Here is a 10157-nt window from a genome sequence, read left to right as displayed (position 1 = left end):
TTCATCACCGACGCCCAGCTGACCGAGCTTGGTATCGATGGCAACCTGCGCCCGGAGAATCTCTCCCTCGAGCAGTTTGTCATGATCGCCAACTGGCTGGCGGATCAGCAACAGGCCTGATCCTGTGGCACTCCCGCACATCGAGATCCGCCCATACCCCCTGTATGTGGCGGGCTCCAAAGACCCTTACCAGTTTCACTATCTGATCGAGATTGAGAATCTGGGGCCCGGCCCGGTGCAACTGCTTCATCGGCGCTGGCTCATCACCGATGCCAATGGCAAGATGCTGGAAGTGGCAGGCCCAGGCGTGGTCGGGGAACAACCCGTCATTGCCGAAGGTGAGACCTACCGCTACCAGAGCGGCGTGCCGCTGGCGACCCCGCTTGGGGTGATGGAAGGGAGCTATACCCTGCAAGATGGCTCTGGTCAGCAGTTCGAGGCGCACATCGCCCCCTTCACGCTGGCCATCCCCAATATTATCAACTGAGGTTTCATGGCGAACTGTTTTGTCGGTGACATCCAGGGCTGTTACGACGACTTGCGCCGTCTGCTGGATCTTGCCGCGTTCGATCCCGAGAATGACGTGCTCTGGCTCTGCGGCGATCTGGTCGCCCGCGGCCCGGACTCCCTCAATACCCTGCGTTTTGTCAAAGGGCTGGGCAACCGTGCCGTTACCGTGCTCGGCAACCACGACCTGCACCTGCTGGCGGTGGCCAATGGCGTTGCACCGCTCAAGAAGAAAGACAAGCTGCAGAGCCTGATGGATGCGCCGGATCGGGACGAACTGCTGGAGTGGCTGCGCCACCGCCCGCTGCTGGCCGAACACCCCGACCTGCCCATCATGATGGTGCATGCCGGTATCTCTCCGGCGTGGGATGCCCGCACCGCCCGCAACTGCGCCCGCGAGGTAGAGAGCCTGCTGCGTGGCGATCAGTACCTGTGGCTACTGCACAATATGTATGGCGATCAGCCGGATGGCTGGAAAGATGATCTGGTCGGGATCGACCGCTACCGCTACATCATCAACACCTTCACCCGAATGCGCTTCTGCTACTTCGATGGCCGGCTCGACTTCAAATGCAAGAAGGGCCCCAAGGAGTCGACCCCGGGCCTACGCCCCTGGTTCGAGCAGCGCGAGCATCACGTGGATGACCCCATTCTGGTGTTCGGCCACTGGGCGGCCCTGATGGGCAACACCGGCAAGAGCGACATCAAAGCGCTCGATACCGGCTGTGTCTGGGGCAACAGCCTCACTCTGTGGCGCTACGAGGATGATGCCCTGATCGCCACCCCTTGCCCGGTTCACGCCAGCTAGGGGGACGCAGCAATCTGGCGGTCGCTGCCGCACGGATTGCCACAACCCGCTCCAATCACAAAGCCCGGTAATCTGCCGGGCTTGCTGTTTTAGGCTCCCTGTTTTCCGGCGAACGAAGTTACAACTTGCGCCCCAGCCGCTTCTCGATCTGGCGCCGCTCCCACTCGGGGCCAAACAGCTTGAAGGGCTGAAACACCCGAACAGCATGGGAGGCAAGCCCCAATCCCCAGCCCAGGGTTGGCCACCAGGCCCAGATGTACTCCGGATTGCTCAGGCAATTGATGACAAACAGCCCGCAGATCACCACCACGTAGCTAGCGACATGGTGATAGAAGCCCTTGAGCTCCTCCACATAGCGCATTGCCACCCGCTCCTCTGCCGATACCTGCACCGCATCCTGACCCATAGTGTCACGTCCTCTCATCTCGCGCTCCTGTTGCTCTGATCCATCCAGTTGAGCCACATCGAGTTCAAAGACGGCGGCCAGGGCCTTGAGAGATTCCAGTCCGGGTTGCTGCCCCTGCTCGATCCGCTGGATAGTGCGGACACTCAAACCAGTCAACGTTGCCAACTGATCCTGAGACCAACCCCGTTGCAATCTCAACTTCCTGACGATCATCTCGAACTCCTTGTGGTAATTGACAGGGCCAGCATAGGGCTTGCGCCGCGAAAGGTGACACGACAGATGGACGACATCAACCTGACAACTCTTTAAAATCAATTAGTTGAATAAACATAAAGAGATATAAGGTCAAGCTCTGGCACACAGGCAGATGTGCCAGGATGTGTAATCACAGGCTCTGCATCAGCTCGGCGGCAATTTCAAAGGAGCGCAGTCGGGCCTGATGATCGACGATGGGGCCATTGAACATCAACTCATCGGCACGGGTTTCCGCCAGCAGCGCCTTGAGGCCGTGACGAACCTGCTCAGGGTCTCCCACCAGAGAGCGGGCAAGGGTCTGTTCCATCGCCATCAGCTCACGGGGAGACCACTCATCGCCAAGCTGGACGATCGGCGCGGGCAGCTTGCCCGCATCACCGCGATGAAGGCGCAAGAACTGCTGCTGCACGGTAGTGAACTGGAAGCGGGCCTCCCGCTCGCTGTCGGCGGCAATCATGTTGATGCAGACCACCGCATGGGGCTTGGGCCAGCGAGCGGAGGGGCGATACTGGCTACGGTAGATCTCCAGCGCCTGCAGCAACATGGCGGGAGCAAAATGGGAGGCAAACCCGAACGGCAAGCCCATCGCCGCTGCAAGTTGCGCGCTGTAGAGGCTGGAGCCCAGCAGCCAGATGGGCAGATGCAGCCCCTGACCGGGCACCGCCTGCACCGCGCCGATCTCGTCGCCAAAGTAGCTCATCAGCTCGCGCACATCGGCCGGAAAATCATCCACCTCGCCACTGCGCATACGCCGCAGCGCCCGCATGGTGCGCTGATCGGTCCCGGGGGCGCGGCCAAGGCCAAGGTCGATGCGGTCGGGATAGAGAGAAGCCAAGGTGCCAAACTGCTCGGCAATCACCAGCGGCGAGTGGTTCGGCAGCATGATGCCACCCGCGCCGATCCGCAAAGTGGTGGTGGCTTCGGCCAGATGACCGATCAGCACCGAGGTGGCGGCACTGGCAATGCCCGGCATGTTGTGGTGTTCGGCCAGCCAGTAGCGCTGGTAACCCCAGCCCTCGGCATGGCGGGCTAGATCCCGCGAACGGCGAAATGACTCGGCAGGTACGGAACCTTCGGCAACAGGCACCAGATCGAGCACGGAATAGGGGATGGCAGGCATGAGTCACTCCATGGATTTACAGACCAGTAACAAGTGAGGCAATGTAGCACGGGATACCTGAATGAATCACTATCTCCTGCCAAGCTCTGCCTGGCAGTGGGCAACCATGGAAAAGCACAGATATCAGGCCAGTATTGTCATTTCTGTTATCGTATTGACACACTGCTGACAGATCGTCTCCGCAAGCATCACTGTGACAAGGAAATGTCCATGATCACTGCCAGATCCGGGCGCAAGCCCTTCTATGTTCACATTGCCACCCTATTTACCCTGCTGTTCAGTGTGCTGGGCATGCTGCTGATTCTGCTGCAGTTCCAGCAGGGCTCTCGCCAGATGCTGGAACATGAGCGCCACAACTTCAAACAGTACCGGGAACAGCTGGCCCTCGCTCTGCAATTGAACGAGCAGCCAGCCCGCATGTCCCTCAGCCTGCTAGCCAGCAGCCGACTGGCCGACATGAGTGATCTGGCAAGCCGACTGGAGTATCTGCCGCAGTTGGCAGAGATCTTGGCCAATCGCGACAGCTATGGTGCCGTCTACATCGGCTATGAGAGTGGCGATTTCTTTCTGGTACGAAAACTCACGGAACGGGCCCGGGTCCAGTTGCAGGCTGTGCCTGAAGGCAGCCAGTTGCTGGTTCAGAGCCTGAGTAGCGGGCGGGGAGAGTTCCTCTATTTTGACGAGCAGCTGCAACTTTTGGCACGGCGAGCCATGGCGGATTATCGATTCGATCCCCGCAGCCGCGACTGGTACCGGCTGGCTCGCGGTTCATCAAAGATTGTCGCCACCACCCCCTATCTCTTTTTTACCACCAGGGAGCCAGGCATGACGCTGGCTGTCACCAGCCATAGCCAACGAGCCGTGATCGGGCTGGATGCCAGTGTCGAGGGGCTCTCGGCCTTGATTGGCGAGCTGCAGTTGCCGCTCCAAAGCCAGGTAGTGTTGTTCGATCGCTCCGCGACCCTACTGGCGGCCGATCCTGTACATCTGCCAGCCTATGATCAGCTAACCCAGCTGCCAGCGATCACGGCTCTGGGCAGCCCAGTCATGGCCGAGCTGAAAACTAGGCTAGAGAGGACGCCTGTGCTGCTGGATGGTTCTCCCCGGGAGCTGACCCTGACCACAGGGGAAAAACAAGAGTGGCTGGTCAATATCTCCCCCCTCGGCAAGGACACCCCTTTTTACATCGCCCTGCTGGTCTCGGCAGATCTGCTCTATCAGCAGGCACGCAATGAAGCACTGATCAATATGGCATGGGCGCTGACCAGCCTGTTGTTGCTGCTGCCAGTAATCTGGATGGTCTCCCGCCGTACCGCTACCCCGCTGCTGGCCCTGACCCGCGAGGCCGAGCGGATCCAGCGTTTCGACTTTGGCGAGGGGCAGGTTCCAGAATCGGCCATCCGGGAGATAGATGACCTTGCCCGCACCATGTCCGGCATGCGCCAAACCCTCGGCAACTTCATGAACATGGGTAGAGCACTGGCTGCAGAGCACCGCTTCGACTCCCTGCTAAGCCGCATCCTGCATGAAACCATCGCCGCGGTACAGGCAAAAGGGGGGAGCCTCTACCTGGCCCAACAGCAAAAGATGCAGCCGGTCCAGGCCCGCTGGCAGCAAACCGAGCTGCCCCTTGGGCAGGTTCCATGGCCACAACCATTGCTATCCGGCATGGCCACTTCCCAGCGCATCTCCCTCAGCCTGGATGAGGCGACATGGAGGCAACACCTGGACAGTTGGGGTTCCTTTCCCGACCCATGCCAGCTGGTGGCTGAGCCGCTCTGCAACCATCGTCAGGAGCTGATCGGATACCTCCTGCTGATCCTGCCACGCTGCAGCGAACAGGAGCTGGCATCGCGCATCAGCCTCATCGAAGCGCTGGCGGGCACTTCCGCCTCCGCCATCGAGAACCAGCGCTTGCTGGAAGAGCAGAAACAGCTGCTCGAATCGTTTATCGAGCTGATGGCCGGCGCCATCGACGCCAAGAGCCCCTACACCGGCGGTCACTGCCAGCGGGTGCCGGAGCTGACCCGGATGCTGACCGAGGCGGCCTGCGCCCAGCGACAGGGCCCCTTTGCCGATTTCACTCTCAACGAGGAGGAGTGGGAAGCCATCCATATCGCCAGCTGGCTACATGACTGTGGCAAGGTGACCACCCCGGAGTTCGTGGTCGACAAGGCCACCAAACTGGAGACCCTCTACGACCGGATCCACGAGATCCGCACCCGTTTTGAAGTACTCAAGCGGGATGTCTATATCGAGAGCCTCGCTGCCCGCTTGTCATCAGAGATCAGAAGTGCCTGCCGGGAAGAGGCAGCCCCGCGCTGGGCCGAGCTGGATCAGGAGTTTGCCTTCATCGCCGAGTGCAATCTGGGTGGCGAGTGGATGGCCCCCGAGAAGATTGAACGGCTCGACGCCATCGCCAGCCGCACCTGGCTGCGCACCCTGGACGATCGGCTCGGCATCAGCCGGGAGGAGATCAAGCTGCGTCAGAAAGAACCATCTCCCGAGTTGCCCTGCCTCGAGCCACTGCTGGCCGACAAGTGCTGGCACCTTGTGCCTCGTCCGGATGGAGATCGGTTCGACGAGCACAATCCCTGGGGCTTCAAGGTCAAGGTACCGCACCATCTCTACAACCGGGGGGAGAGATACAACCTTGCCATCAGCAGGGGAACCCTCACCGAGGAGGAGCGCTACAAGATCAACGAGCACATCATCCAGACCATACGCATGCTGGAGCACCTCCCCTTCCCCCGTCATCTGCGCTGCGTGCCGGAGATTGCCGGCGGCCATCACGAGCGGATGGATGGCAAGGGTTACCCACGCCAGCTGACCGGATCACAGATGAGCGTACCGGCCCGCATCATGGCTATCGCCGATATTTTCGAGGCTCTGACCGCCAGTGATCGCCCCTACAAATCTGGCAAGACGGTCTCCCAGGCTCTTGCCATCATGCAGAGCATGGTACGTGAACAGCATATCGACCCGGATCTGTTCGTTCTGTTTGTCAGCAGCGGTATCTGGCGCGATTACGCCAGACGCTTCCTCGAGACCGCCCAACTGGATCAGGTGGATGAAACCGCACTGCTGGCCGCACAGGCCTAGCTGGGTCATATCTTCTTACATTTGCGGGCTGGCCTGAACGCCCCGGGCTGGTTATAACGGTGCCCCTATAGCGAAGGGGGAGCAATAGACTCCCCCTCACTCTTTGTCACACCATACTGTTCAGGTTATCTATGTCAAAACATCTCGTTCTGCTGGGCGCACTGACGCTCTCCGGTTGCGCCCTGTTGTCTCCCCCCGCACCTACCGTCACCCCGGTGCACCTTGCCGATCCCAGCCAGCGCGGCTTCTACATCGAGTGCAGCAGCATGAAAGCCTGCTTCCAGCAGGCCAACCAGACCTGCCCGCAAGGTTACAAGGAGACCGATCGTCACCAGCAGACGCTCTACAGCACCCAGTATCTGGGGGGAAGCTATGACAAGGAGAAGAAAATCTACCAAGCTGCCAAGCCCTATAGCATCGCCAACACGGTCCACTCCCTGACTATCCAGTGTCCCGTCACTAGAGGCTGAGCCAGCCTAAGGGCGATGCTCTCCCATTACAGCGGAAAAGAAAACGGTCAACCCAGGTTGACCGTTTTTCACTATGGCGTAGTCCTTAGAACAGCAGATGCGCTACACCGGCAATCACCGGCAGGGTAACCAGGGTGCGCATCAGGAAGATCACAAACAACTCCCACAGTTTGACCGGGATCTTGCTGCCAAGCAGCAGGGCCCCCACTTCGGACATATAGATCAGCTGGGTCACCGACATGGCGGCAATGACGAAGCGGGTCATCTCGCTATCGATGGTCGAAGCCAGCACAGCCGGAATAAACATATCGGCAAAACCGACCATGATAGTCTTGGATGCGGCTTCCGCCTCCGGCAGTTGCAGCAGTTCCAGCAAGGGGACGAAGGGGGCGCCAAGCCAGTTGAAGATGGGGGTGTGTTCGGCCAGCATCAGGGCACAGGTACCGATCGCCATGACCACAGGCAACACGCCAAACAGCATGTCGAGCGCATTTTTCACCCCTTCCCGGGCGACGGCACCGAGACCGGTCATCTGCTCTGCCTTGGTCAATGCACGTTCGAGACCATAACTCATCACACTGTGCTGGTGGGGCACCGCCTCCTGCTTGCGACACAGGGGAGCGCCATCGATATAGATATCCTTCTTCCAGGATAGCGGCGGCAGACGTGGCACCACGATAGCGGCAACCACCCCAGCCAGACAGACAGTCAGATAGAAGGGAACGAACATGTGTTCCAGCTTCACCTGGGAGATCACTACCAGACAGAAGGTGATGGAGACGGCGGAGAAGGTGGTGCCAATAACGGCCGCTTCCCGCTGGGTATAGAACTTCCCTTCGTACTGCTTGCTGGTCAGCAGGATGCCGACACTGCCATCCCCCAGCCAGGAGGCAAAGCAGTCTACGGCAGAGCGACCCGGCAACCGGAATACCGGACGCATGATGCGAGTCATCATAGTGCCGACAAACTCCAGCAGCCCGAAATCGAGCAGCAACGGCAGCAGCAGGCCGGCAAAAATGAAGACTGAAAACAGCACCGGCAGCAGATCGTTGAGCACCAGGCCGCCGGTTGCGCCTGAATAAAGCACCTCTGGTCCCACCTGGAAGAAGGTCAGCAGCACGAAGATACCACCCACCACCCGCACGCAGGCCCAGAAAGGAGAGACGTTGAACAGGCTGTTGAGGAATGGTCTACGCACCAGAATCGCCGGTTTGAACAACCAGGTGATGATAGTCATCAGCATGGTGGTAGTGATCACCGCACTGACCATGGCAACCAGATAATCGGCAAAAACCCGCTGCACCAGCTTGGCCAGCACTGCGACGGGGATGGTGACGTTACCGTCATAGACGACCGGCGTCATGAACAGCAAGATACCGATCAGTGACGGTATTAGAAACATCAACAAGTTACGGCGGGTATTAACCGCAGATGCTTCAAGACTCTTTTCCAGCATGATAAGACTGCCCTAATGTTACTTTTCCATAGCCCGGCCTACCTGCGTATTCATGCATTAACCGGCAAAACGGGCGCAAGAATACTCCAAAAAAATGCGCAAACAAGCCCATAATGCATAAATCTGCGCATAAAAATTTTTACAGGTAAACCTTCCATCAAAACAATCAGATACAGAAACGCATATCGATTCAATCGACATCGCCAGATGATTGTTTCATTACTGTTAATTTTGATGGGCAGTATAAACAGTTATCAACGGCAGGCAATAAGTGGCATCACAAACATACCTAATGAGCCACTACTCGACAGGCATAAAAAAACCGGAGCCTGTTCAGGCTCCGGTTATCAATGAAATGGACAGACAAGGGTATCAGTCACGGACGTAGATCACTTCCACACCATCATCATCTTCGTCATCCCAATCATCATCGTCGAGACTTTCGTCAAAGGCCATGGAGGCGGCAAGCGCTTCCGCTTCGGCTTTAGCCAGCTGGTTCTTGTGGTAGTCGTCCCACTTGAACTCCACTTTCTCGATCGCCTCTTTGGCATCCTGCTCCAGCTGACGGGGCATGGTATCCAGCAGATCCAGGATGTCGTAGCAGACCTTCTTGGTCCCTTCCTTGCTGATGGCAGTGATGGCGTAGACCGGCCCTTCGTGGTTGAGGGCGGCTTTCACGCGATCCATCACTTCCTGAGCCTCTTCTTCCAGGATCAGATCCATCTTGTTGAACACCAGCCAGCGCGGCTTGCCAGCCAGTTCCGGGCTGTACTTCTCCAGCTCACGCACGATGGTCACGGCATTTTCAGCCGGATCGGAGCCATCAATGGGGCAAATATCCACCAGATGGATCAACACGCGGCAGCGTTCGAGGTGCTTGAGGAAACGGATACCCAGACCTGCGCCTTCGGCAGCACCTTCGATCAGGCCCGGAATATCGGCGATCACGAAGGAGCGGGAGTTCTCACCACGCACCACACCGAGGTTCGGCACCAGGGTGGTAAAGGGATAATCAGCGACTTTCGGGCGGGCGGCAGAAACAGCGCGAATAAAGGTAGATTTACCGGCGTTGGGCAGACCCAGCATACCGACGTCAGCCAGCAACAGCAGCTCCAGCTTCAGGGTACGCACTTCGCCCGGTGTGCCGTTGCTCTTCTGGCGTGGAGCCCGGTTGACCGAACTCTTGAAGCGGGTATTGCCCAAACCGTGGAAACCGCCCTTGGCAACCAGCAACTTCTGCTCGTGGTGAGTCAAGTCGCCCAGCAACTCGCCGGTATCGTCATCGGTTGCACGGGTACCGACCGGCACGCGCAGGATCTTGTCCTTGCCACGACGACCGGTACAGTTGGCACTCTGGCCATTCTCGCCACGCTCGGCAGCATGGAAACGCTCAAAACGGTAGTCGATCAGGGTGTTGAGGTTCTCATCGGCAACCAGATAGACGTCACCACCGTCACCACCGTCACCACCATCCGGACCACCGTTGGGAATATATTTTTCACGGCGAAAACTTACACAACCGTTACCACCGTCACCGGCATCGACTCGAATCTGGACTTCATCAACAAACTTCATAGGTAACCGTCACCTTAATTCGAAAAACCGATACGCAATTATAGTGGTACAGACCCCTGCGGGCGATACGCATCTTGCCTCTCCGGGCAATCTCGGTACCCGGGTCATCTGCGTTCCGTTTTTTCGTCATTATTTCGGAAAAACAAAAGCCCCGCCTGTTGGCGGGGCTTCGGATCCTTGCGGTCCGTAATTACTCAGCAACGATGCTAACGTACTTACGATTCAGCGGACCTTTAACTTCGAACTGCACCTTGCCGTTCGCGGTAGCGAACAGGGTGTGGTCCTTGCCCAGACCAACGTTCTCACCAGCGTGGAACTTGGTACCGCGCTGACGAACGATGATGCTGCCAGCCAGAACTGTTTCGCCGCCGAAACGCTTCACGCCCAGGCGTTTAGCTTCAGAATCGCGACCGTTGCGGGATGAACCGCCAGCTTTTTTGTGTGCCATCTATCGGACT

Annotated in this window: 9 protein-coding genes and 1 pseudogene; 5 read left to right on the top strand and 5 right to left on the bottom strand. The window is 58.3% G+C overall.

All coding sequences use genetic code 11. The annotated features are described in order from the left end of the window. The 3 genes and pseudogenes from G5358_RS05975 to G5358_RS05965 form a co-directional block, all read left to right on the top strand. Positions 1 to 120: pseudogene (locus tag G5358_RS05975) on the top strand (16S rRNA (adenine(1518)-N(6)/adenine(1519)-N(6))-dimethyltransferase); the annotation flags it as partial. A gap of 4 nt (positions 121 to 124) precedes the next feature. Beyond that, positions 125 to 487 carry a Co2+/Mg2+ efflux protein ApaG gene (gene apaG / locus G5358_RS05970; RefSeq protein ID WP_216952934.1) on the top strand — a complete coding sequence of 121 codons (363 nt, stop codon included), beginning with the start codon at positions 125 to 127 and terminating at the stop codon, positions 485 to 487. Positions 488 to 493: 6 nt separating this feature from the next. Next, a complete protein-coding gene (locus tag G5358_RS05965; protein ID WP_421323791.1) occupies positions 494 to 1315 on the top strand; it encodes a symmetrical bis(5'-nucleosyl)-tetraphosphatase in 822 nt (273 codons plus the stop codon). Between the two features lie 118 nt (positions 1316 to 1433). On the opposite strand, the gene G5358_RS05960 is transcribed toward G5358_RS05965, so the two are convergent. After that, positions 1434 to 1934: a 2TM domain-containing protein gene (locus G5358_RS05960; protein WP_421210014.1), complete on the bottom strand. Its 501-nt coding sequence runs from the start codon at positions 1932 to 1934 to the stop codon at positions 1434 to 1436. Positions 1935 to 2106: 172 nt separating this feature from the next. Further along, the gene (locus G5358_RS05955) at positions 2107 to 3096 is read right to left on the bottom strand and encodes a luciferase-like monooxygenase (RefSeq protein WP_421210012.1); all 990 of its coding nucleotides are present in this window, start codon (positions 3094 to 3096) and stop codon (positions 2107 to 2109) included. A 210-nt stretch (positions 3097 to 3306) separates the two neighbouring features. Between G5358_RS05955 and G5358_RS05950 the strand changes: the two genes are divergently transcribed. Both G5358_RS05950 and G5358_RS05945 read left to right on the top strand, forming a co-directional pair. Then, positions 3307 to 6198, top strand: a complete 2892-nt coding sequence (locus G5358_RS05950) for an HD domain-containing phosphohydrolase (RefSeq protein WP_421323790.1) — start codon at positions 3307 to 3309, stop codon at positions 6196 to 6198. Positions 6199 to 6329: 131 nt separating this feature from the next. Further along, positions 6330 to 6668 carry a hypothetical protein gene (locus G5358_RS05945; protein WP_421323789.1) on the top strand — a complete coding sequence of 113 codons (339 nt, stop codon included), beginning with the start codon at positions 6330 to 6332 and terminating at the stop codon, positions 6666 to 6668. A gap of 85 nt (positions 6669 to 6753) precedes the next feature. On the opposite strand, the gene G5358_RS05940 is transcribed toward G5358_RS05945, so the two are convergent. The 3 genes from G5358_RS05940 to rpmA all read right to left on the bottom strand — a co-directional run bounded on the left by G5358_RS05940 (position 6754) and on the right by rpmA (position 10147). After that, positions 6754 to 8124, bottom strand: coding sequence for a YjiH family protein (locus G5358_RS05940; protein ID WP_216952929.1), 1371 nt, complete (start codon positions 8122 to 8124; stop codon positions 6754 to 6756). 372 nt (positions 8125 to 8496) lie between these two features. Next, positions 8497 to 9699, bottom strand: a complete 1203-nt coding sequence (gene cgtA / locus G5358_RS05935) for an Obg family GTPase CgtA (protein WP_216952928.1) — start codon at positions 9697 to 9699, stop codon at positions 8497 to 8499. Positions 9700 to 9889: 190 nt separating this feature from the next. Then, positions 9890 to 10147, bottom strand: coding sequence for a 50S ribosomal protein L27 (rpmA, locus tag G5358_RS05930; protein WP_005304202.1), 258 nt, complete (start codon positions 10145 to 10147; stop codon positions 9890 to 9892). Positions 10148 to 10157: the final 10 nt, after the last annotated feature.

This window comes from Aeromonas sp. 604176, from assembly GCF_049170755.1.
GTDB lineage: Bacteria > Pseudomonadota > Gammaproteobacteria > Enterobacterales > Aeromonadaceae > Aeromonas > Aeromonas veronii_A.
Note: the sequence above shows the minus strand (reverse complement) of the source record. Positions and strands in the feature narration are given on the sequence as shown.